This is a genomic window from Arthrobacter sp. TMS2-4, from assembly GCF_054511075.1.
In genome coordinates, this window is sequence record NZ_JBTNDI010000009.1 from 26,851 (window position 1) to 49,033 (window position 22,183).

Sequence of the window (22,183 nt, forward strand, 5' to 3'; positions counted from 1 at the left end):
CACGCGGACACCCATGTCCGAGGCAGCGGGGGAGCCCACGCCGTCCAGCCCCTACTCCGGCTTCCGGCTCGGCAAGTCCCTCGTCGTCGCGATCGACGGGCCCTCCGGTTCCGGCAAGTCCAGCGTGAGCCGGGAAGTGGCCCGACGGCTCCGCGCCGCCTACCTCGACACCGGAGCCATGTACCGCGCCGTCACCCTCCACTGCGTCGCGCAGGGAATCGACCTGCAGGACAGCGCCGCGGTGGAGGGCGCAGCCAGGGAGATCGAGCTGTTCATCAGCACCAGCCCGGACCACGAGTCGGTGACCATCGCCGGCGACGACGTCACGGCCGCCATCCGCGAGCCGTCGGTCTCCTCCGCGGTGAGCGCCGTCGCGACCACCATGGGCGCCAGGGCAGAGCTCATCCGGCGGCAGCGTGCGCTGATCGCCGGTGCCGGCCACCGCATCGTCGCCGAGGGGCGTGACATCACCACCGTCGTCGCCCCCGACGCCGAGGTGCGTATCCTCCTCACCGCGACCGAGGAGGCCCGTTTGCGCCGTCGCGGGGACCAGCTCGGCGGCACGCAGACCGACGCCCAGCTGAAGCGGCAGGTCATCGACCGGGACGCTCGCGACTCGACCGTCGTTGACTTCCACCAGGCGGCGGACGGCGTCGTCACGCTCGACTCCTCCGATCTCGACTTCGAGCAGACCGTGACCGCGGTCCTCGGCATCGTGCGCACGGTGGCGCACTGACCGTCCCGCCCCGGGACACCACAGGATTCAGGGCGCGAGCCCACCAGGATTGCCGTCGGGAGACGGTGAACACCAACCGAAGGAATACCAGATGAGCGAGAACCTTTCGCCGGAAGCGACGGAGCAGGCCCCCGGAGCCGACGAGGACTACGAGCCGAGCGGCGAGGACCAGGTCGGCGCACTGCTCGACACCCTCGACGACGCCGAGGCCGAGCAGCGCGCCGCGTCCCTCCGCGCGGGCCTCGACGACTACGAGCTCGACGACGAGGACGCCGCGCTCCTGGCCCGCCAGGACGAGGACTTCGACGACGAGGCCGAAGGCCGGATGAACCCGGTGCTCGCGATCGTCGGTCGCCCGAACGTCGGCAAGTCGACCCTCGTCAACCGCATCCTCGGCCGCCGCGAGGCCGTCGTCGAGGATACGCCCGGCGTGACCCGCGACCGCGTCTCCTACCCGGCCCAGTGGTCCGGACGGAACTTCACCCTCGTCGACACCGGCGGATGGGAGCAGGACGCCAAGGGCATCGCCGCCCGTGTCGCCGACCAGGCGGAGATCGCCGTCGACATGGCGGACGCCGTCCTGTTCGTCGTCGACGCCACCGTCGGCGCCACCGCGACCGACGAGGCCGTGGTACGCATGCTGCGGCGCAAGAACCGGCCCGTGATCCTCGTGGCCAACAAGGTGGACGACATCCAGAACGAGGCCGACGCCTCGGTGCTGTGGGGTCTCGGCTTCGGGCAACCCTGGCCGGTGTCCGCGCTGCACGGCCGCGGCACCGCCGACATGCTCGACCACATCAACACGATCCTGCCCGAGTTCTCCGAGCACGGCGGCATCGAGCGCTCCGGCGGCCCCCGCCGCATCGCGCTGATCGGGCGGCCCAACGTGGGCAAGTCCTCGCTGCTGAACAAGCTCGCGGGCTCCGACCGCGTCGTCGTCGACCCGCTCGCCGGGACCACGCGGGACCCCGTGGACGAGATGATCGAGCTCGGCGGGCGCACCTGGCGCTTCGTGGACACCGCGGGCATCCGCCGGCGCGTCCACATGCAGCAGGGTGCCGACTTCTACGCCTCCCTGCGCACGCAGTCCGCCCTGGAGAAGGCCGAGGTCGCCGTCGTGCTCCTCGCCGTCGACGAGGTGCTCAGCGAGCAGGACGTCCGCATCCTCAACCTGGCCATCGAGTCGGGCCGCGCGATCGTGCTGGCCTTCAACAAGTGGGACCTGCTCGATGACGAGCGCCGCCGCTACCTCGAGCGCGAGATCGACCAGGACCTGGCCCACGTGGACTGGGCGCCGCGCGTCAACATCTCGGCGCTCACCGGCTGGCACAAGGACCGCCTCGTGCCCGCCCTCGACGTCGCCCTCGAATCGTGGGACCGCCGGATCCCGACGGGGCGCCTCAACGCGTTCCTCGGCGAGCTCGTCTCCGCCCACCCACACCCGGTGCGCGGCGGGAAGCAGCCCCGGATCCTCTTCGGTACCCAGGCCTCGAGCCGGCCGCCGAAGTTCGTGCTGTTCACCACGGGCTTCCTGGACCCGGGATACCGCCGCTTCATCACCCGCCGCCTGCGGGAGACGTTCGGCTTCGAGGGCACACCCATCGAGGTCAGCATGCGTGTCCGGGAGAAGCGCAGCCGCAAGCGCTGACACCCCCTCCCGGTGTGCGGTTCCGCGCCGGAATGCTGTAGTGTTATCCGAGTGGTTTGGCCTGCTGGACAGGCCGTTCGGGATGTGGCGCAGCTTGGTAGCGCACTTGACTGGGGGTCAAGGGGTCGCAGGTTCAAATCCTGTCATCCCGACCATATGATGTCCTCGGGCATCGTCCACGGAACGCCTTCCTTCGGGAGGGCGTTTCGTGTTTCCCGGGTTCCGGCGTGGGGACTCTCGGCCCTAGGCGTGCCCCGCGGCGCGGACGAGGATCGACGCATGAACAGCGATCATCCGTCCGCAGTCACGGGCGGCACACCCGCGCACGGAGTTCTGGCCCGCACAGGGGTCCGACCCGGCCGGCAGCAGGGGCCGGGTCTCCTGCAGCCAGGCGCAGCGCGCCCGGGGCCGCCGATCCGCCCGGGGGCAGCGTACGCGCTGTCCGTCGCACTCGGTGCGGTGACGCTGCTCGCCGCCGCCACGTCCTTCTTCCTCCCCGGTGTGCTGTCGGGGCCGGCCGTGACGCAGGGGAACATACGGGGGACAGCGCTCGTGCTGATGGTCCTCGCCGTCCCGCTGCTGTTCATCTCTATGTCCCTGGCCTCCACGTCCTCCGCATCGAGGAACAGCGCCCGGGCGCTCGTGGTGTGGCTGGGCACGGTGGGCTACATCATCTATCAGGCCGTGCTGTTCCTGTTCGGGACTCCCTTCAACAGCCTGTTCCCCGCCTATGTGGCGATGCTCTCGCTCGCGCTCTGGTCCGCGGCGACGCTGGTGCGGAAGGTCGATCTGGTGGAGTTCAACGCCCGTTTCGACGAGGGTCTGCCCGCGCGGGGCATCGCCGCGTACGCGGCCGTCATCGCCGTCCTCAACGCGCTGGTGTGGTTGCGGACGATCGTGCCCGCGATCCTCGACGATTCCCCGCACGCCTTCCTGGACGGGTCGGGCATGATCACCAACCCGGTCTTCGTCCAGGACCTCGCCGTCTGGCTCCCGCTCATGATCGTGTCCTCGTGGTGGCTGTGGACGGATCGCCCGCTCGGTCGGCTCGTCGTCGGGGCCCTGCTCGTCCTGCTGGTGCTCGAAGGTATCGGTGTGGCCACCGACCAGTGGTTCGGCGCGGTCGCCGACCCGGACACGCCGTTCGCGTCGATGGCGGCGGTCCCTCTCTTCACGGCCCTCGCCGTGATCGGCATGGTGCCGCTCCTGGTCTACTTCCGTCACCTGCACGGGGGCCGGGGCGGAGCCGCCGGACCCCCGCGGTGACCACGACCACGGGCGGATCCGTGACCGGCGTCTGAGCCCGTCGGCGCGACCCTGCTCACTGCTGACGGGACGCCACGGGGACGAGCGTCAGGGCCCAGTCGCGGGCGCGCTGCTGTTCTCCCTGCAGGAGGTGGCTCCCGCGGTCGACGAGGAAGTCCTCATGCGCGTCGACGGAGAGATCGCGCCGGTGCAGCGTCCGCCGGATCGCGGCCGTCGCATCACCGGCGAAGATGCGTGGCATGTCCGCGCGCGTCGAGAAGGCGGCGAAGCGGGGCTCCTCGTCGCACAGGGTCATCCGCTCCAGCCACTCCCGGACCCCGGGCTCCAGGGCGTCCGCCTCGAGCGTCAGGTCGCGATCCCCGTCGTCGGCCCAGGCGGCGGCCTCCTGCCGTGACGCCGCCTGCGGGAGCGTGTGCCCGTGGGTCGGTGCACCGACGACGACGAGGCCGTACCCGGACAGTTGCACCGGGGCATCGGTCGCAGCCCTCACCGTGACATCGCCGGACGGCCGGAGGGCGTCGGCGATGGCCTCGGCGATCACCCGGGTGTTCCCGAACATCGATTCGTACACGACCAGTGTGTTCATCTCCCGCGCCTTTCGTCGGTCTGCGCGGAACAGTCTGCACCGGCATCCCGCGCCGCAGAAGGGCCGAACGTCCCGGCGCGGGGCTGATCCGGGCACTCCACGCCCGGCGCCCCGGGGCCGCCCGCGCACGATGAGAGGCGCGTCACGGCGTCGTGCGTTGTGCCTATACTCGACCAGTACTTGTACCGGGTGGCGCCTCGCGCCGCCGCTGCTCCACTCCGCGTCCGAAAGGCAACCATGAGCAACATTCCAGACGGCCTCTACTACACCGCGGAGCACGAGTGGGTCAGTGAGCCCGCCGTCGACGGCACGGTGCGCGTCGGCATCACCGATTTCGCACAGGATGCCCTCGGGGATGTCGTCTACGTCCAGATGCCGGAGGCCGGCACCGGCGTCACCGGTTCGGACGTCATCGGCGAGGTCGAGTCCACGAAGAGCGTCAGCGACATCTATGCCCCCGTGTCCGGCGAGATCGTGGCGCGCAACGAGGCGCTCGACGACGATCCCTCCCTGATCAATTCCGATCCCTATGGTGAGGGCTGGCTGCTCGAGATCAAGGTCGCGGACCCCGCGGTCGTCCGGGATCTGTTGAGTTCAGCCGACTACTCGCAGCAGGTAGGCTAGATCCACCTCGCAAAGGCAGGGACAGTATGGTCGGCGCCACGCCGGTCCATCGTGCAGTAGGTGGAGGAAAGACCATGGTGCCCGACGTGAATCCAGCCGCAAACGGAGAAGAGCCGAACATGACATCTCCTGAGACAACGACCATCGGACTGCCCCCGCAGGTCGAGGTAATCGAGGTGGAGCGGCACCTGACCCGCGAGGAGCACGCATCCGTCGGGGCCCTCCCTGCCGGCTCCGCACTGTTGATCGCACACTCCGGCCCCAACGCCGGTGCACGGTTCCTGCTGGACGAGGACATCACGAAGGCAGGACGCCACCCGAACGCCGACATCTTCCTGGACGACGTGACGGTCTCCCGTCAGCACGCCGAGTTCCGCCGCACGGAGAACGGGTTCATGGTCGTCGACACGCGCAGCCTCAACGGCACGTACGTCAACAACGACCGCGTGGACAGCGTCGCCCTGCGCAACGGCAACGAAGTGCAGATCGGCAAGTTCCGCCTGACCTTCTACGCGGCACGCACCGTCCCGGGCCAGGGCGGCCAGCCCACGACAGCGCAGGCATAGTCCGGTTCATGCCTGCCTCCCAACCCGCCCGGCATCCGGCCGGCGTCCCCTCCGGCGCCGGTGTCCTCACCATCGGTGAGGTTCTGCGTGAGCTGGCGGAGGAGTTCCCGCAGGTCACGGCGTCGAAGATCCGGTTCCTCGAGGAGAAGGGCCTGATCTCGCCGCAACGCACCCGGGCCGGGTACCGGAAGTACGCGTCCCACGACGTCGAGCGACTCCGCTTCGTGCTCGCCCTCCAGCGCGACCAGTACCTGCCCCTGAAGGTGATCAAGGACTACGTCGACGCGATCGACCGCGGTGAACGCCCGGAGTCGCTGCCCGGCGGGATGACCCTCGCGCCGCGTGTGGTCTCCGATCAGCTCTCCCGCGAACTGCAGGGACATGCACGACGGCTCACGTCGGAGACACTGGCCGCGGAAGCGGGTGCTCCACGCCGGCTCGTCGACGATCTCGTGAGCTTCGGCCTCATCACGGCCGTCGACAACCGCTTCGATGAGCATGCCCTGAAGATCACGAAGGCCTGCGTGCAACTCGAGGGACACGGCATCGAACCCCGCCACCTCCGGCCCTTCCGTGCAGCCGCGGACCGGGAGCTGGGTCTGGTCGAGAGCGTCGTCGCCCCGACGGCCTCGCGCAGGGACGTCGCCTCGAAGGCCCGTGCCGCGGAGACGGCGCGCGAGATCAGCGAACTCTGCCTCGGCCTCCACAGCGCCCTGGTGCACAGCCACATAGCCCGGATGGACAGTTAGGCGGCAACCCGTGATCGAAGTAGAAGTGGTCGGTGTGCGGATCGAGCTGCCGTCCAACCAGCCCCTGGTCCTTCTGCGTGAGACCGCGGGGGAACGGCACCTGCCCATCTGGATCGGCGCGCCCGAGGCCAGCGCGATCGCCTTCGTGCAGCAGGGGATCGTCCCTCCCCGGCCCATGACCCACGACCTGCTGGTCGACGTCGTCGCTGTGGCCGGGAAGCAGATCACCGAGGTGCGCATCATCTCCGTGGAGGACACGGTCTACCACGCGGAGCTCGTTTTCGCCGACGGCGTGACGGTGGGATCGCGCGCCTCGGACGCCCTCGCCATCGCGCTGCGGGTGCCGTGCCCCATCTTCTGCGCGGACGAGGTGCTGGCCGTGGCCGGCGTCGAGATCGCGGAAGCGGACGCCGAGGAGGCCGAGGACGGCGAGACGGAGGCGACCGCCGAGAAGGAGGTCCTCCAGTTCCGGGAGTTCCTCGCCGACGTGGAGCCGGAGGACTTCGAACGGTGAGATGCCCGACGCCGCGGCCGCTGCTCCCGCGGCTTTCCGCGGGTCGCCGACGACACGGCAATTCTTGAGGGCCGTCGTCTTTGACCTTGCCCGTTGCGCGATCTAACGTCGAAGAATACAGTTCCCACAGCGCGCGTGTGGAACCCGGAGCACACGTGAGTGCACCTCCAGAGGTTCCGGCTGATCAGCAGACGTCCCGGGGGAACCCGACGAGGAGGCAGCACGTGAGTCCGAAGGGTGACGCCGGCAAGGCAGCCAGCCCATCAGGCACCGGTGTCCCGGCGAGCGCCCAGGGCCTGCTGTTCACGGAAGACCTCCCCGTCCTCGACGAGGACGCCGGCTACCGCGGTCCCACCGCCTGCAAGGCTGCAGGCATCACCTACCGCCAGCTCGACTACTGGGCGCGGACCGGACTCGTCGAACCGGCCGTCCGCGGCGCCTCAGGCTCCGGCACCCAGCGCCTCTACGGTTTCCGCGACATCCTCGTCCTCAAGGTGGTCAAGCGCCTGCTCGACACCGGGGTGTCCCTCCAGCAGATCCGCACCGCCGTCGAGCACCTCCGCGAACGCGGGGTCGAGGACCTCGCCCAGATCACCCTCATGAGCGACGGCGCGAGCGTCTACGAATGCACCTCCGCCGACGAGGTCATCGACCTCGTGCAGGGCGGGCAGGGAGTCTTCGGCATCGCCGTCGGGCGTGTGTGGCGCGAGGTCGAGGGAAGCCTCGCGGCCCTGCCCAGCGAGCACGCGGCGGACCAGGAGTTCCCCGGCGACGAGCTCAGCAAGCGCCGCGCCACCCGCAAGATCAGCTGAGTCCCGACGCCGCCAGTGCCTACCGCCGGGCGGTCCGGCTGCGCATCCTGGCCGGGTCCACGACGTTCAGGAGCAACTCGTCGAAGTAGCCCGACGCCTGCTGCGCGGATTCGCCGGGCCAGTGGTGCACCGAATGCGCGGCGCCCTGGATCTGCTGCCAGTTGGCCTGTTCCGGGATGGTGGGGCTCAGGACCAGGTCGCCGAACATCCGACGCATCTCGGCAAGGCGGAACGCGTGCTCGTGCGAGGTCTCGCGCACCCGGTTCGCGAGGATGCCCGCGGTCTGCAGGCCGGGCGCGAATTCGCGGCGGAACAGCTCGAGGGCGCGCATGGTGCGCTCCGTACCCGCCACGGAGAAGAGGCCCGGTTCCGCCACGAGGAGCACCTTGTTGCTCGCGGTCCAGGCCATGCGGGTGAGTCCGTTCAGCGACGGCGGGCAGTCGATCAGGACCAGGCTGTATCCCTCGACCCCGGACAGGAGCGAGGCCAGGCGACGCTGGTCGCGTCGGCCGAGGTCGGGGCGGTCGTAGATGCCCGAATAGGCCGAGCCCATCGCGACGTCGAGCGTGGACCTCCGGGCGCCCGGCTGCTGCGAGGCGGTCGCCACCCAGCCGCTGGGGACGGTGTTGGCGCCGAGGTCCGCGCGTCGTGCGTTCTTCAGCAGGCGCCCGATGTCGGTCTGGCCGGAAGGCCTGACGCCCAGGCCCGTGGTCGCATCAGCGTGCGGATCGAGATCGACGACGAGGGTCGGAATGCCTGCCGCCAGTGCGGCCGAGGCCAGCCCCAGGGTCATCGACGTCTTGCCCACGCCGCCTTTGAGGCTGCTGATGCTCACTACCTGCACGCTGGGAACCCATACCTATCCCCGGCCGCGGACGGCGGCCGATGTCCTTGTGATCCCGTCCATCATAGAGTGGTGCGGCCCGCCGCCCGGACGGTCCGCGGGGACCGCCCGTCCACATGGCGGCACCGGCATGGACCGGCGTGGACCCACGGGTAGGATCGAGCCAGCCTGAAGAACCCGACCGGCAAGGATGCAGGAGTGCGATGTTCTCGAAGATTCTGGTAGCCAACCGTGGCGAGATCGCCATCCGCGCTTTCCGCGCAGGACACGAGGTGGGAGCCAAGACCGTCGCGGTCTTCCCCTACGAGGACAGGAACTCGATCCACCGCCAGAAGGCGGACGAGGCCTACCTCATCGGCGAGGAGGGACACCCGGTGCGGGCGTACCTCGACGTCGAGGAGATCATTCGCGTGGCCCAGGAGTCCGGCTGCGACGCCATCTACCCCGGGTACGGATTCCTGTCCGAGAATCCCGGCCTCGCCCGGGCCGCCGCGGAGGCCGGGATCACGTTCGTCGGTCCGCCGGCCGACGTGCTGGAGCTCGCCGGGAACAAGGTCAAGGCACTCGACGCAGCCCGAGCCGCCGGAATCCCGGTCCTCGCCTCGTCCCGGCCAAGCGCCGACGTCGCCGAACTGATCGCCGCGGCGGACGAGATCGGGTTTCCCGTCTTCGCCAAGGCGGTGGCCGGCGGCGGTGGCCGAGGGATGCGGCGGGTGGACACCCGCGAAGCGCTGCCGGAGGCACTGGAGGCCGCGATGCGCGAAGCCGAGTCCGCGTTTGGCGACCCGACCATGTTCCTGGAGCAGGCGGTCCTCCGTCCGCGCCACATCGAGGTGCAGATCCTGGCGGATGCGTCAGGCAACGTGATGCACCTCTTCGAGCGCGATTGCTCCCTGCAGCGACGCCACCAGAAGGTCATCGAGATCGCCCCCGCCCCGAACCTCGACGACTCGATCCGGCAGGCGCTGCACCGCGACGCCGTGAAGTTCGCGACCGCACTGGGCTACGTGAACGCCGGAACGGTCGAGTTCCTCGTGGACACGGTCGGGGAGCGGGCCGGCCAGCACGTCTTCATCGAGATGAACCCGCGCATCCAGGTCGAGCACACGGTCACGGAGGAGGTGACCGACGTCGACCTCGTCCAGTCCCAGCTGCGGATCGCCGCCGGCGAGAGCCTCGCCGACCTCGGCCTGAGCCAGGACACCGTGACCCTGCGCGGCGCGGCCCTGCAGAGCCGCATCACCACCGAGGACCCCGCGAACGGGTTCCGCCCGGACGTCGGCAGGATCTCCGCCTACCGGTCCGCCGGCGGCGCCGGGGTGAGGCTCGACGGCGGCACCGTCTACGCGGGCGCCGAGATCAGCCCGCACTTCGACTCGATGCTCGTCAAGCTCACCTGCCGCGGCCGGGACTACCCCTCGGCGGTGACCCGGGCCCGGCGGGCCCTTGCGGAGTTCCGCGTCCGTGGCGTGTCGACGAACATCTCCTTCCTGCAGGCCGTCCTGGACGACCCGGACTTCATCGCGGGCAACGTGGCGACGTCGTTCATCGACGAACGCCCCGAGCTCCTGACGGCGCGTGTGCCCGCCGACCGTGGCACCAAGCTGCTCACCTGGCTTGCCGACGTGACCGTCAACCAGCCCAACGGCGCCCGGCCGGCCCACCTCGACCCGCGGGAGAAGCTGCCGCAGCCCCCCGAGGACCGGCGTGCAGCCGACGCCGACGCACCGTCGGACGCACCGCCGGCGGGGAGCCGGCAGCGGTTGCTCGAGCTCGGCCCGGAGGGCTTCGCGAAGGCGCTGCGCGAACAGACCGCCGTCGCGGTCACGGACACCACGTTCCGCGACGCCCACCAGTCCCTGCTCGCCACCCGCGTCCGGACCCGCGACCTCGCCGCCGCCGGCGCGAGCGTGTCCCGGCTGACGCCCGGGCTGCTGTCCGTTGAGGCGTGGGGCGGGGCCACCTACGACGTCGCGCTCCGCTTCCTCGGCGAGGATCCGTGGGAGCGCCTGGACGCGCTGCGCCGCGAGGTCCCCAACATCTGCCTCCAGATGCTGCTGCGCGGGCGGAACACCGTCGGGTACACCCCGTATCCCGAAGCGGTCACCACGGCGTTCGTGCAGGAGGCCGTCGCCTCGGGCATCGACATCTTCCGCATCTTCGACGCCCTGAACGACGTCACGCAGATGGAGCCCGCCATCCGGGCCGTCCGGGGAACCGGGACCGCGGTCGCCGAGGTGTGCCTCTGCTACACCGCCGACATGCTCGATCCGGCGGAGACGCTCTACACGCTCGAGTACTACCTCGACCTCGCACAGAGAATGGTCGACGCCGGCGCCCACATCCTGGCCATCAAGGACATGGCGGGACTACTCCGCCCGGCCGCCGCCGCGCAGCTCGTGACCGCCCTGCGGGAAAGGTTCGACCTGCCGGTCCACCTGCACACCCACGACACCGCCGGCGGCCAGCTCGCCACGCTCCTCGCGGCCGTGGAGGCGGGGGTCGACGCCGTCGACGTCGCCAGCGCCGCCCTGGCCGGCACGACCAGTCAGCCCTCCGCGTCCGCCCTCGTGGCGGCCCTCGCGCACACGCCGCGGGACACCGGCCTGGACCTCGACGCGGTCTGTTCCCTGGAACCGTACTGGGAGGCGGTGCGCCGGATGTACGCGCCGTTCGAGTCCGGACTGCCCGGGCCCACGGGCCGCGTCTACCGCCACGAGATCCCCGGCGGGCAGCTGTCGAACCTGAAGCAGCAGGCCATCGCGCTCGGCCTGGGCGAGAGGTTCGAGGCGATCGAGGACATGTACACCGCGGCGGACCGCATCCTCGGCCGACTGGTGAAGGTGACGCCGTCCTCCAAGGTGGTGGGCGACCTCGCCCTGGCCCTCGTGGGGAAGAACGCCGATCCCGCCGAGTTCGAGGAGAACCCGCAGGCCTTCGACATCCCGGACTCGGTCATCGGGTTCCTCAACGGGGAACTGGGCAACCCGCCCGGCGGCTGGCCGGAGCCCTTCCGTACCAAGGCCCTGGAGGGCCGCGCGATCAAGCCGCGCGACGCCGAGCTCACGGCGGAGGACGAGGCACGGCTCGCCGGATCCTCGTCGGAGCGCCGCTCCGCCCTGAACACGCTCCTGTTCGCGGGGCCGGCGAAAGACTTCAGGGCTACGCGCGACACCTACGGGGACGTGTCCCTCCTGGGCACGGCCGACTACCTCTACGGGCTCCAGCCCAACACCGAGCACGTCATCGAGCTCGAGAAGGGCGTCCGGCTGATCGCCACCCTCGAGGCGGTCTCGGAGCCGGACGAGAAAGGCATGCGGACCGTCATGTGCACGCTGAACGGCCAGATGAGGCCCGTCAGCGTGCGGGACAGGAGTGTCGACAGCGATGTCGCGGCCGCCGAGAAGGCCGATCCGGGAACCCCGGGCCAGATCGCCGCTCCGTTCGCAGGGTCGGTGACCGTCACCCGTGCCGAGGGCGACACCGTCGCCGCGGGAGACACGGTCGCGACCATCGAGGCCATGAAGATGGAGGCGAGCATCACGACCCCCGTGGCCGGCACGGTCCAGCGCGTGGCCTTCACCGGCGTCGCACCCGCGCAGGGCGGCGACCTCCTGCTAGTGGTCGCGGCGTCCTGACCCGGATCGCAGCCGGGCGGGCGGGGTGCCGCCCGCCCGGCCACGCGCGTGGTCGCCGTTAGACTGCGGGTGTGACCCACTACGACCTCGCGATCATCGGCTCCGGCTCGGGCAACACGCTCATCTCCCCGGAATGGGACGACCGCAAGGTGGTGCTCGTCGACGGCGGGACCTTCGGCGGCACGTGCCTGAATGTGGGCTGCATCCCAACGAAGATGTTCGTCTACCCCGCGGGGCTGGCGTCGGCGCCGGCGGAGTCCTCACGGCTCGGCGTGGACCTCTCCCTCGACGGGGTCCGCTGGCAGGATATCCGGGACCGCATCTTCACCCGGATCGACACCATCTCCCGGAGCGGGAGGACGTACCGGGCAGAGGAGCTCCCGAACGTGACTCTCATCGAGGAGTACGTCCGGTTGACGGGGGAGAAATCCTTCGAGACTCCGGGCGGGGACGTCATCACCGCGGACCAGTTGGTCCTGGCCGCCGGCTCGCGCGCTGTCCTCCTCGACATCCCCGGCATCACCCTGCCCCAGGTGCACACCTCGGACACCGTGATGCGCCTCGACGAGCGGCCGCAGCGCCTGCTCATCGTCGGCGGAGGCTACATCGCGGCGGAATTCGCGCACGTGTTCGGCGCGTTCGGCACCCGGGTGACACTCGCGGTCCGCTCGGCGGGCATGCTGCGCCAGCTCGACGACACCGTGTCCGAGTCCTTCACCGAGCAGGCCGCACACCAGTGGGACGTGCGCCTCGGCACGGACGTCACGGGCATCAGCGCCAACGACGACGGCAGCGTCACGGCCCGGCTCCACGGGCCCGACGGGGTCGCCGAGCTCGAGGTCGACGCCGTGCTCGTGGCCATCGGACGCACGCCGAACACGGATCGGCTCGGGGTGTCCGCCGCGGGGCTCGACACGCACGGGGACGGACGTCTCGCCGTGGACGAGTTCCAGCGCGTCCTGCGCGGCGGCGCGCCGGTGGACGGGCTGTGGTCGCTCGGCGACCTGAGCAGCCCCTACCAGCTCAAGCACGTCGCCAACCACGAGGCGAAGACCGTCGCCCACAATCTGTGTCACCCCGACGCGCTCCGGGCCAGCGACCACCGGTTCGTGCCCGCCGCGGTGTTCTCCCACCCGCAGGCTGCCTCCGTCGGCATGACGGAGGAACAGGCCCTCGCCTACGCCGAGGCCGCAGGGACGGCCGTCGTGACGGCCGTCCAGCACTACGGCTCGACGGCGTACGGGTGGGCGATGGAGGATGTTCGCGGCTTCGCGAAGATCATCGCCGAGCAGCATACCGGCCGGATCCTCGGCGCCCACATCCTCGGCCACGAGGCTTCGATGATCATCCAGCCCCTGGTCCAGGCCATGTCCTTCGGGCTGGATGCGCACACTATGGCGAAGGGTCAGTACTGGATCCATCCGGCGCTCACCGAAGTGGTGGAGAACGCCCTGCTGCATCTGACCATCGACTGACGCGGGTGCCCCCGGCCGACGGTCGGTAGGGGACACCCGTCCCGGTCAGACGGAGGCCGGATTGTAGATGGACTCCACGACGTCCGAGTAGTCCTTGAGGACCTGGGCCCGCTTGATCTTGAGGGAGGGCGTGAGGTGGCCGGTGCTCTCGGTGAAGTCGGTGGCCACGATCCGGAACTCCTTGATGGCCTCCGCCCGCGAGACGGTCGAGTTCGCCTGGTCCACGAGTGCCTGGATCTCCGCCAGGACCTGAGGGTGCTCCGCGGCGTCCGCCGTCGTCGTCCCGGCCGGCAGCTGGTGCCGGTCCAGCCAGCCCGGCAGGGCCTCCTCGTCGATCGTGACGAGGGCGGAGATGAAGGGACGGCCGTCGCCGACGACGACGCACTGGGATACCAGGGCGTTCGCGCGGATGGCGTCCTCGAGCAGCGCGGGGATCACGTTCTTGCCGCTGGCCGTCACGATGATCTCCTTCTTGCGGCCCGTGATGCTCAGGAAGCCGTCGTCGTCGAGCTCGCCGATGTCGCCGGTGCGGAACCACCCGTCGAGGAAGGCCTCGGCGGTCAGGTCGGGCCGGTTGTAGTACCCCTTCATGACGCAGACGCCCCGGGCGAGGATCTCGCCGTCGTCCGCGATCTTCACCGCGTTGCCCGGAAGGGGAGCGCCCACGCTCCCGATCTTGATGCGCTTCGGCGTGTTCACCGTGATGGGCGCCGTGGTCTCCGTCAGCCCATAGCCCTCGAGGACCATGAGACCGATGCCGTGGAAGAAGTGGCCGAGGCGGTCCCCGAGGGGCGCCCCGCCGGACACCGCGTGCTCCACGCGGCCGCCCATCGCCGTGCGGATCTTGCCGTAGAGCAGGCGGTCGAAGACGGCGTGCTTGACCTTCAGGGTCAGGGGGATCTTCCCCGCCTGCTCGGCCTTCGACCACGCGATCGCCACATCGGCTCCCGCGTGGAAGATCTTGCCCTTGCCGCCGTCCTCCGCCTTGAGCATCGAGTTGTTGTAGACCTTCTCGAACACGCGGGGCACGGCCAGGATGAACGTGGGCCGGTAGCTCTGCAGGTCGGGAAGCAGGTTCTTGACGTCGGGGGTGTGCGCCACCGTGGCGCCGGCCGCGACGCACAGGACCGAGATGAAGCGGGCGAAGACGTGGGCGAGGGGAAGGAACATGATCGTCTGGCCGCCCTCGCGCGCCACCTCCGGGAGTGCCGCGGCGGCGTTCTCCGACAGCTCTACGAAGTTCCCATGCGTCAGTTCGCAGCCCTTGGGCTTGCCCGTGGTGCCCGAGGTGTAGATGATCGTCGCGATGTCGTCGAGCCCGGCGTGCGCCCTACGGTCCGACAGCATCTGCTCGTCCGTACCCACTCCGGCCGTCCGCAGCGTGTCCAGGCCGTCGCCGTCGAACTGCCATACGTGCTGGAGGGACCCGATGTTCTCCAGTGCGACGGCGTCACGGACCACTCCCTCGTGGCGTGCCGACTCGACGAAGGCTCCGACCGCACCGGAGTCACTGAGGATCCAGGCGACCTGCGCGGGGGACGAGGTCTCGTAGACGGGGACGGACACGGCGCCGGCGAACCAGATCGCGAAGTCGGCCAGCGACCACTCGTACCGCGTGCGGGCCATGATGGCCACGCGGTCCCCGGTCTGCACGCCGGAGGCGATCAGGCCCTTCGCGATGTCCTCGACCTGGCGACGGAACTCGGTGGCCGAGATGTTCTCCCACTCACCCGAGGTGCCCTTGACGGCGAAGAGCGCCGGATTCGACGGCTTGGTCGCCTGCCGGATCACAAGGTCGGTGGTATTCGTCCGACGGGGGACGTCGACGAGGACGGGGACGCTGATGTCGCGCACGATAGCTCCTTTGATATCACCCCACGATGAGGTGGTTTAACCCTATAGCGTTACCTGTCCGAAACACCCTCCAGTACTGTACGAATCTGTAACGGGTGCGCGCACCCGGCCCTGACGAGGAGGACCGCATGCCGATCATGCCCGAGCCGGGACCTCCCCGGGCCCGGCGGCCGCGCCCCGGGACGGGCCTCCCGTGGAGGGGCCACGGGCCGATGGCCGCCCGTCCCGCCCGCACCGCGCTGCCCAATCCGGCACGCCGCGGCCTGTCGGTCGGCGTCGACATCGGGGGCACCAAGATCGCCGCCGGCGTGGTGGACGTCCACGGCCGGATCCTCGCCGAGGCACGCAGGCCGACGCCCGGCCAGGACCCCCGCGCCGTGGAGGCGGTCGTCACCGACCTCGTCCGGGAACTGTCGAGGGAATACCGGGTCCGCTCGGTCGGCATCGGGGCGGCGGGCTGGATGGATCTGTCCAACAGCACGGTGCTGTTCAGCCCTCACCTGGCCTGGCGCAACGAGCCCGTGCGGCTCAACCTGGAGCGACTGCTCCGCCGGCGCGTGACGGTGGTCAACGACGCCGACGCCGCCGCGTGGGCCGAATGGCGGTTCGGCGCGGGCCGCGGGGAGTCCCGGCTCGTCTGCGTGACCCTCGGGACCGGGATCGGCGGCGCCATGATCATGGGCGGGCGGGTGGAGCGAGGCCGGTACGGCGTTGCGGGCGAATTCGGCCACCAGATCGTCGTCCCCCAGGGCCAGCGCTGCGAATGCGGCAATCGGGGCTGCTGGGAACAGTACGCCTCGGGCAACGCGCTGGGACGGGAGGCCCGTGAACTGGCCGCAGCGCAGTCACCGGTGGCCCAGGCCATCATCGACGCCGCGGCGGGCGTCGACGGCGCGATCACCGGGGCCCTCGTCACCCGGCTCGCCATGGCGGGAGACCCGACGTCGCGGGAACTCGTCGACGATGTCGGCCAGTGGCTGGGGCTGGGCCTGGCCAACCTGGCGGCGGCGCTGGACCCCGGGACCTTCGTGATCGGCGGGGGGCTGAGCGCGGCCGGTGACCTCCTGCTGGAACCGGCCCGGCGCGCCTTCGGACGGAACCTGACCGGTCGGGGCTTCCGGCCCGTGGCGCGGATCGAACGGGCGGACCTCGGACCGGCCGCAGGGCTCATCGGGGCCGCCGACCTGTCCCGTCTGCTCTCGCGCAGCGGCACCTGAACCCGTGCGCGCCTGAACCCGTGCGCACCTGACATGACCAGCGCCTGACACCACCAGCACCTGACACGACCGGCGTCTCGGCCCGGCGTCCGGAACCAGCCGCTCCTGCAGGCGGCCGCGCGTCAGACCTCGGCGCCGTCGTCCCCGACATCGCGGTGCTTGGGCAGTTTGGTGACCAGGTAGCCTGCGCCCGCCAGGAACGCGGCGAGCAGGCCGAGCGTGACGGTCATGGGCGCGGTCCGCCAGAACATCGCGATGAGGAACAGCATGATCGGGCCGCCGGCTGCCCCGATCCAGGCGAGGACCGTCAGCGGCTCGCCGGATCCGATCGGTGGCGGATCCTCCGGGGTGAAGCCCCCGTCCTCGTCCGGGTCGTCCTGGTCGTCCGGCGCGACGTGGTCGCGGGGGCCGGTGGACCGGAAGGGCTGGTTGCGGAAGATGGCTTCCGCGCGTTCCCGGCTGGTGGTGCCCGCGGCGGCATCCGGGGTCTCGCCCGGGGCATCGTCCGTGAAGCGGACGGCGTCGGACGTGCCGTCGTGATGCCCGCCGACGGGGGGCGGTTCCGGGCGGTCGGGATCGGTGGGCGTCCCTTCCAGCCGCGCCACGAGGTCCTGCCAGACGGCGTCGTCGGTGGATTCGTTCGGTTCCTGACCTCGGGGGCCCATACTTTGCTACCTGCCGTCGCGTGCTGCGGCCAGGATTCGGAGGATCTCCGCCCGGCATCTTCGGACATCAGTGGGCGTGCTCGTACAATCGTGGACACCGCACGGCGCTACGTCAACCGCCGAGCGTGTCGGTATTCTCCCGGACAGCGGCCGTGCCGACGTCGTGCGCCGCGCGGGCACCCTTAGAGTAGGCTTCCAGAGGAAAAAGCGGGCGGCATTGCCGAGTGCCGCACCGTCCGTCCAGGGAGGCTGGCAGCGTGTTCTATTGGGTGATGAAACGGATCATCGTCGGTCCGATCCTCAACCTCCTGTTCCGGCCGTGGGTGAAGGGACTCGACAACGTCCCTGCCACGGGCCCGGCCGTGATCGTCAGCAACCACCTCTCGTTCTCCGACTCGATCTTCCTGCCGATCGTCGTTCCCCGGACCGTCGTGTTCCTCGCGAAGTCCGAGTACTTCACGGGCAAGGGCGTCAAGGGCCGGCTGACAGCGCTGTTCTTCCGGCTGTCCAACCAGTTGCCCATGGACCGTTCGGGCGGGGCGGCGTCGTCCTCGTCCCTGAGCGCAGGGATGGACATCCTCAACGACGGCGGCGTCCTCGGCATCTATCCCGAGGGGACCCGCAGCCCTGACGGTCGCCTCTACCGTGGGAAGACGGGTGTCGCGAAGCTGGTCCTCGCCACCGGCGTGCCGGTGATTCCCGTGGCGATGATCGGCACCGACAAGGTGCAGCCCATCGGTCGCCGCATCCCCAACATCCGACGTGTGGGCATCATCATCGGCGAGCCCCTCGACTTCACACGGTACGAGGGACTCGAGGACGACCGCTTCGTGCAGCGATCCGTCACCGACGAGATCATGTACGAACTGATGCGCCTGTCCGGGCAGGAGTACGTCGACGCGTACGCCAGCACGGTCAAGGAACGCCTCGCCGCGGAGAAGGCCGCCGGCCGGAAGGCGCCCCGGCCCGGCGCCGACACCCGGAGGGCCGCCGTCCGCATCTCCAACGACGCCGGCACCCCCGCACCGGGCGCCGTGACGGAGATCGGCCGCGCAACAGCGTCCGAGGAGCCGCGCCCGACCGACGAGGGCGGGGACACCCCGGGCGGGGACACCCCGGGCGGCGCGGCCGGTTCGGCGTAGGGCCCACGCACCGCACCGGTGCACGAGGGGCCGGCGCAGGAGGCGCCCCCGGGTGGGGAGCCGCTGTGTGACACCGCCCCGGGCGGCCATGACGGGCCGAATCGGGTCGCGTCCGCCCAGCCAGTAGAATTCGGGTGTGACTGACTTCCTAGCTCCCGTCCTTCCGCGCTCCGCGGATTCCGCCTCGTCCACCACCGCCGGCCTCGATGCCTGGCGTTCGATGACCGCAGCGCAGCAGCCCTCGTGGCAGGACCCCGGAGTCTATTCGGCATCGGTCAAGGAACTCTCGAGCCTGCCGCCTCTCGTCTTCGCCGGGGAGGTGGACGTGTTGCGCGAGCGGCTCGCCGCGGCCGCCCAGGGCAAGGCGTTCCTCCTCCAGGGCGGTGACTGCGCGGAGACGTTCGACGGCGCAACGGCCGACAAGATCAGCGCCCGTGTCCGAACGATCCTGCAGATGGCCGTCGTCCTGACCTACGGCGCCTCCCTGCCGGTCATCAAGATGGGACGGATGGCCGGCCAGTTCGCCAAACCGCGGTCCTCCAACGACGAGACGCGCGACGGCGTGACCCTCCCGGCCTACCGGGGCGACATGGTCAACGGCTACGACTTCACTCCGGAGAGCCGCGGGCACGACGCCTCGCGGATGGTGAAGGCGTACCACACGTCGGCCTCGACGCTGAACCTGATCCGGGCCTTCACGCAGGGAGGGTTCGCCGACCTCCGGCTGGTCCACCACTGGAACAAGGGCTTCATGGCCAATCCGGCGCATTCCCGCTACGAATCGCTCGCCCGGGAGATCGACCGTGCGGTCCGGTTCATGGACGCCTGCGGAACGGACTTCGAAGCGCTCAAGCGCGTCGAGTTCTTCGCCAGCCACGAGGCCCTGCTCCTGGACTACGAGCGGGCGCTGACCCGGATCGACTCCCGCACCTCCCTGCCGTACGACACCTCCGCCCATTTCCTGTGGATCGGGGAGCGCACCCGCGACATCGACGGCGCGCACGTGGACTTCCTGTCCCGGGTGCGAAACCCGATCGGCGTCAAGCTCGGACCGTCGACCTCCGGGGACGACGCCCTCGCGCTCATCGACAAGCTCGACCCGAACCGGGAACCGGGCAGGCTCACCTTCATCACGCGCATGGGAGCCGGCAACATCCGGGAGAAGCTGCCGAAGCTCGTGGAGCGCGTCACCGCGTCCGGCGCCCAGGTCCTCTGGGTGACGGACCCCATGCACGGCAACACGGTGACCTCTCCCAACGGCTACAAGACCCGCAACTTCGACGACGTCATCGACGAGGTACGCGGGTTCTTCGAGGTGCACAACGCCCTGGGCACGTTCCCGGGCGGGCTGCACGTCGAGATGACCGGCGACGACGTCGCCGAGTGCCTGGGCGGCGCCGACCCGATCGACCAGGAGGCCTTCCTGGAGCGCTACGAGTCCGTGTGCGATCCGCGCCTGAACCACATGCAGTCGCTCGAGATGGCGTTCCTCGTCGCGGGAGCGCTCTCGAAGAGCTGAGCGACGAACTGAACGACGGCGACGCTGGTCGACCGGGACGACGCAGGAGGCGGCCACCGCGGTGGCCGCCTCCTGCGTTCGCGGGGGCCGGGCATCAGGTCACGGTGATCGTGATGACGGTCCCCTCGGGCTGCTCGCCCGAGGGGCTCTGGCCGGCGACGAGGCCGAGGACCGCGCTGCCGAAGGTGTAGTCGACCTGCACCTCGAAGCCCGCGGCCTCCAGTGCCTCGACGGCCCGCTCCTCCGGGAGGGAGAAGACGCTGGGGACCTGTACCAGGCGCGGACCGCGGGAGAGCGTGAGGGTGACGGCGGTTCCCCGCTGCACCTCGACGCCGGAAGGGCTCTGGCCCACGACGGCCCCGGCCGGTACCGTCCGACTGTACTCGCGGGTCTCGCCGACGACCGACACGAGGCCCGCCTCCTCGAGCGCGTCCACGGCGTCCTGCTCCGGGAGCCCGACGACGTCGGGGACGGCGATCGGCGCGGGCCCGAGTGACACCACGAGGTCCACCGCCGAACCACGCCGGAGCTCGGTGCCCCGTTCCGGGCTCTGCCGCAGGATCACCCCGGCCGGCACGCTCTCGCTGTATTCCTCCTCCAGTGCGCCTACGGAGAGCCCTACGGCGTTGAGCTGCACGGCGGCCTCGGCCTGCGACCGGCCCCCGAGGTCCGGGACCGCGAACAGCTCGGGCCCCCGGGAGACGACCAGGTCCACGCGCTCGAAGCGCCGGACCTCCGAGTTCGCGGCGGGGTCCGTGCCGATCACCAGGCCGGCGAGGACCTCGTCGTCGAAGGCCTCCGCGGTGGACACGGACACGAGCCCCTCGTCCTCGAGAACGGCGCGCGCCTCCGCGAGCGGGACGTTCGCGAGGTCGGGCAGAGTGACCACCCCGGCCGGCCCCGCCCCGAAGACCCAGCCCAGCCCGGCGACGAGACCGGCCAGGACGATCAGCAGCGCCACGAGCACACGGACGGAACGACGCCCGGTCCGCCCGCGCAGCGTCTTCTGCGGACGCTGCGCCTCACGTGCCTGCTGCCGCTTCGACAGCGGGCGGGCCGCACGGTCTCCGGGACGGCCGGTCGCAGCGGCCGTGCTGCCCGTGCTGCCCGGGCGCTTCCGTTCCCCGGCCGGCCCGGGCGCGGCCGACGCCGGGGGGACGGCCGGCATCCCCCCGATCACCCGGGTGGCGTTGGGGTCCCTGCTGATGACGCTCGTGCGGTGATCCTCGCGCGCCCCCGGAAGGACTTCCGTCCTGCCGGCGAGGCCCGCAGCGTTTCCGGAACCACCCGGCCGCGGAGGTCGGGGCAGGGCCACCGTTCGCGCGTCGGCCGCGAGCCGCGGAACGACCGCGACGGTCAGCTGATCCTGCTCCGGGACGACGTCGGGTGCGTCCCCGGGCGCGAAGTCCAGCTCATCGTCGGTGAGCGTCCTGCGGATGTGCCGGAGTTCCCCGAGCAGCGCGGATCCGTCCACCGGGCGGTCCTCGGGATCCCGGGAGGTACACCACTGCACCAGCTCGTCGATGTCCGTGGCCAGGCCCGGAAGAAGGGCCGACGGCGCCGGGACGTCCGACTGCGCGTGCTGGATGGCCACCTGAATCGGTGTCTCGCCGAGGAAGGGCTGCTGCCCGGTGAGCAGCTCGAAGAGCATGACGCCCGTCGAGTAGATGTCGCTCTGCGCCTCGGCGGGCCGGCCGAGGACGAGTTCGGGGGAGAGATAGGCGACGGTGCCGACGAGGGTCGCCGTGCCCGTACTCGCTGACACGGCGCGGGCGAGACCGAAATCGGCGATCTTCACCTGGCCCGTGTCGGAGAGGAGGACGTTCTCCGGTTTCACGTCACGGTGGATCAGTCCGGCATCGTGGGCCGCGGCCAGCCCTTCGACCACCGCGTCGAGCAGGTCGAGCGCATGGCGGGGGGTGAGCCGGCCGTGGTCGCGCAGCACCTCGCGCAGGGTCCTGCCCTGGATGTACTCCATGACGAGGTACGCGACGTCCTGGCCGTCGACGTCGTCCACACCCTGGTCGAGGACGCCGACGACGTGCGGGTGGGACAGCCTGGCCGCGGACTTCGCCTCCTGCTCGAACCGGTCGATGAAGCCGGGCTCCTCGGCCAGGTGCGGGTACAGGACCTTGAGCGCCACGCGCCGGTCCAGCCGACGGTCGGTGGCGAGGTAGACGGTGGACATGCCCCCGCGGGCCAACCGCGAGTGGACGACGTAGCGCCCGTCGACCGTTGCTCCCTCGAGGGGGTCCTTCCGTTGCTGGTGCACCCTTCGATAGTAAACGGGAGCACTGGGAAGGGGGTGGGACCACACGCGGCCCCACC

General features: G+C 70.5%; 18 protein-coding genes and 1 tRNA gene. 14 read left to right on the forward strand and 5 right to left on the reverse strand.

Translation table 11 applies throughout. From position 1 onward, the window contains the following. Positions 1–13: 13 nt before the first annotated feature. The 4 genes from cmk to ACX80F_RS12270 all read left to right on the forward strand — a co-directional run bounded on the left by cmk (position 14) and on the right by ACX80F_RS12270 (position 3,650). On the forward strand, positions 14–736 hold the full coding sequence (gene cmk / locus ACX80F_RS12255; protein ID WP_459336680.1) for a (d)CMP kinase: 723 nt from the start codon (positions 14–16) through the stop codon (positions 734–736). 91 nt (positions 737–827) lie between these two features. Continuing rightward, a complete protein-coding gene (der, locus tag ACX80F_RS12260) occupies positions 828–2,384 on the forward strand; it encodes a ribosome biogenesis GTPase Der (protein ID WP_459336681.1) in 1,557 nt (518 codons plus the stop codon). A gap of 78 nt (positions 2,385–2,462) precedes the next feature. Continuing rightward, positions 2,463–2,539 (forward strand) — tRNA-Pro (locus tag ACX80F_RS12265). A gap of 124 nt (positions 2,540–2,663) precedes the next feature. Next, complete coding sequence (locus ACX80F_RS12270; protein WP_459336682.1) at positions 2,664–3,650, forward strand: hypothetical protein; 987 nt, start codon at positions 2,664–2,666, stop codon at positions 3,648–3,650. Between the two features lie 55 nt (positions 3,651–3,705). Here ACX80F_RS12270 and ACX80F_RS12275 read toward each other — a convergent pair whose 3' ends face one another. Beyond that, positions 3,706–4,236, reverse strand: a complete 531-nt coding sequence (locus ACX80F_RS12275) for a flavodoxin domain-containing protein (RefSeq protein ID WP_459336683.1) — start codon at positions 4,234–4,236, stop codon at positions 3,706–3,708. A gap of 237 nt (positions 4,237–4,473) precedes the next feature. On the opposite strand from ACX80F_RS12275, the gene gcvH reads away from it, so the two are divergent. From gcvH to ACX80F_RS12300, 5 genes are all read left to right on the forward strand, one after another. Next, positions 4,474–4,860: a glycine cleavage system protein GcvH gene (gcvH, locus tag ACX80F_RS12280; protein WP_459336684.1), complete on the forward strand. Its 387-nt coding sequence runs from the start codon at positions 4,474–4,476 to the stop codon at positions 4,858–4,860. A gap of 74 nt (positions 4,861–4,934) precedes the next feature. After that, entirely contained in the window at positions 4,935–5,426 is a 492-nt protein-coding gene (locus ACX80F_RS12285) for an FHA domain-containing protein (protein WP_459336685.1), read from the forward strand. Positions 5,427–5,434: 8 nt separating this feature from the next. Further along, complete coding sequence (gene ftsR, locus ACX80F_RS12290; protein WP_459336686.1) at positions 5,435–6,175, forward strand: transcriptional regulator FtsR; 741 nt, start codon at positions 5,435–5,437, stop codon at positions 6,173–6,175. Positions 6,176–6,185: 10 nt separating this feature from the next. After that, complete coding sequence (locus ACX80F_RS12295) at positions 6,186–6,689, forward strand: bifunctional nuclease family protein (protein WP_459336687.1); 504 nt, start codon at positions 6,186–6,188, stop codon at positions 6,687–6,689. Positions 6,690–6,913: 224 nt separating this feature from the next. Next, entirely contained in the window at positions 6,914–7,501 is a 588-nt protein-coding gene (locus ACX80F_RS12300; protein WP_459336688.1) for a MerR family transcriptional regulator, read from the forward strand. A gap of 19 nt (positions 7,502–7,520) precedes the next feature. On the opposite strand, the gene ACX80F_RS12305 is transcribed toward ACX80F_RS12300, so the two are convergent. Next, on the reverse strand, positions 7,521–8,345 hold the full coding sequence (locus tag ACX80F_RS12305; protein ID WP_459336689.1) for a ParA family protein: 825 nt from the start codon (positions 8,343–8,345) through the stop codon (positions 7,521–7,523). A 203-nt stretch (positions 8,346–8,548) separates the two neighbouring features. Here ACX80F_RS12305 and ACX80F_RS12310 point away from each other — a divergent pair, with 203 nt between their 5' ends. Then, the gene (locus ACX80F_RS12310; protein ID WP_459336690.1) at positions 8,549–11,983 is read left to right on the forward strand and encodes a pyruvate carboxylase; all 3,435 of its coding nucleotides are present in this window, start codon (positions 8,549–8,551) and stop codon (positions 11,981–11,983) included. A gap of 71 nt (positions 11,984–12,054) precedes the next feature. After that, positions 12,055–13,458, forward strand: coding sequence for a mycothione reductase (locus ACX80F_RS12315; protein WP_459336691.1), 1,404 nt, complete (start codon positions 12,055–12,057; stop codon positions 13,456–13,458). Between the two features lie 45 nt (positions 13,459–13,503). Here the strand turns inward: ACX80F_RS12315 and ACX80F_RS12320 are convergent, their stop codons facing one another. Next, a complete protein-coding gene (locus ACX80F_RS12320) occupies positions 13,504–15,312 on the reverse strand; it encodes an AMP-dependent synthetase/ligase (protein WP_459336692.1) in 1,809 nt (602 codons plus the stop codon). 212 nt (positions 15,313–15,524) lie between these two features. Between ACX80F_RS12320 and ACX80F_RS12325 the strand changes: the two genes are divergently transcribed. Continuing rightward, entirely contained in the window at positions 15,525–16,529 is a 1,005-nt protein-coding gene (locus tag ACX80F_RS12325; RefSeq protein ID WP_459336756.1) for an ROK family glucokinase, read from the forward strand. Between the two features lie 122 nt (positions 16,530–16,651). Here ACX80F_RS12325 and ACX80F_RS12330 read toward each other — a convergent pair whose 3' ends face one another. Further along, entirely contained in the window at positions 16,652–17,194 is a 543-nt protein-coding gene (locus tag ACX80F_RS12330; RefSeq protein ID WP_459336693.1) for a hypothetical protein, read from the reverse strand. Positions 17,195–17,451: 257 nt separating this feature from the next. Between ACX80F_RS12330 and ACX80F_RS12335 the strand changes: the two genes are divergently transcribed. After that, complete coding sequence (locus ACX80F_RS12335; protein WP_459336694.1) at positions 17,452–18,336, forward strand: lysophospholipid acyltransferase family protein; 885 nt, start codon at positions 17,452–17,454, stop codon at positions 18,334–18,336. A gap of 136 nt (positions 18,337–18,472) precedes the next feature. Beyond that, a complete protein-coding gene (locus ACX80F_RS12340) occupies positions 18,473–19,855 on the forward strand; it encodes a class II 3-deoxy-7-phosphoheptulonate synthase (protein WP_459336695.1) in 1,383 nt (460 codons plus the stop codon). 94 nt (positions 19,856–19,949) lie between these two features. Here the strand turns inward: ACX80F_RS12340 and ACX80F_RS12345 are convergent, their stop codons facing one another. Beyond that, entirely contained in the window at positions 19,950–22,127 is a 2,178-nt protein-coding gene (locus tag ACX80F_RS12345; RefSeq protein WP_459336696.1) for a protein kinase domain-containing protein, read from the reverse strand. Between the last annotated feature and the right edge of the window lie 56 nt (positions 22,128–22,183).

What these genes read in the sequence shown, in the direction of transcription:
- ACX80F_RS12325 (WP_459336756.1), top strand. Translation starts at nt 15,525, where the DNA reads ATGGCCGCCCGTCCCGCCCGCACCGCGCTGCCCAATCCGGCACGCCGC.
- gcvH (WP_459336684.1), top strand. Translation starts at nt 4,474, where the DNA reads ATGAGCAACATTCCAGACGGCCTCTACTACACCGCGGAGCACGAGTGG.
- ACX80F_RS12270 (WP_459336682.1), top strand. Translation starts at nt 2,664, where the DNA reads ATGAACAGCGATCATCCGTCCGCAGTCACGGGCGGCACACCCGCGCAC.
- der (WP_459336681.1), top strand. Translation starts at nt 828, where the DNA reads ATGAGCGAGAACCTTTCGCCGGAAGCGACGGAGCAGGCCCCCGGAGCC.
- ACX80F_RS12285 (WP_459336685.1), top strand. Translation starts at nt 4,935, where the DNA reads ATGGTGCCCGACGTGAATCCAGCCGCAAACGGAGAAGAGCCGAACATG.
- cmk (WP_459336680.1), top strand. Translation starts at nt 14, where the DNA reads ATGTCCGAGGCAGCGGGGGAGCCCACGCCGTCCAGCCCCTACTCCGGC.
- ACX80F_RS12330 (WP_459336693.1), bottom strand. Translation starts at nt 17,194, where the DNA reads ATGGGCCCCCGAGGTCAGGAACCGAACGAATCCACCGACGACGCCGTC.
- ftsR (WP_459336686.1), top strand. Translation starts at nt 5,435, where the DNA reads ATGCCTGCCTCCCAACCCGCCCGGCATCCGGCCGGCGTCCCCTCCGGC.
- ACX80F_RS12310 (WP_459336690.1), top strand. Translation starts at nt 8,549, where the DNA reads ATGTTCTCGAAGATTCTGGTAGCCAACCGTGGCGAGATCGCCATCCGC.
- ACX80F_RS12275 (WP_459336683.1), bottom strand. Translation starts at nt 4,236, where the DNA reads ATGAACACACTGGTCGTGTACGAATCGATGTTCGGGAACACCCGGGTG.